We start from the raw sequence: 476 nt of genomic DNA on the forward strand, positions 1-476 counted from the left end.
GGCTGCTTCGTCGATCCATTTGAAAACCGCGCTATGCACGGTCTCGAAGGCTTGAACGTCGTACAGGACGGCGGTTCCTTCTTCGAGGTTTCGTTCGGAGTGTTGTGAAACGTTCGCCGAGCCGATGACGGTGACGTGAAGGTTGCCGACGAGTTCGTCCGCGATGAGTTTGGCGTGCAGCCACGGGTGTAGATGGATATCGGCTCCGGCATCGAAGCAGCGCTGCAGTTGGTGCGGATCGACGGTGCCGCGGGCAACGGAAGCTGCCTTGGACGTTCGGATGGTGCCGTTGACGACGATGCTGTCTCCGCGGCGGAGAGGAAGCAACTCGGCCGCGTCATGGCCGACAAGGCGATCGCTGCCGCGATCTGCTCGACCTGCCTGAGCTCTTCACGCAACGCTGTCCAGGTCCAAACGCTCCCTAATCAGCTTGATGGAGGCTAGTTGGTTGCCTTTGTCGGTGCCGACCCAATACT

General features: G+C 60.3%; 1 protein-coding gene. It reads right to left on the reverse strand.

What is annotated here, in order from left to right; all coding sequences use genetic code 11:
* Positions 1–327 (reverse strand): hypothetical protein (locus ACL03I_RS39510; RefSeq protein ID WP_412808673.1); only part of this gene is annotated, 327 nt, incomplete at its 3' end.
* Between the last annotated feature and the right edge of the window lie 149 nt (positions 328–476).

Source organism: Nocardia sichangensis, from assembly GCF_047200615.1.
Lineage (GTDB): Bacteria > Actinomycetota > Actinomycetes > Mycobacteriales > Mycobacteriaceae > Nocardia > Nocardia sichangensis.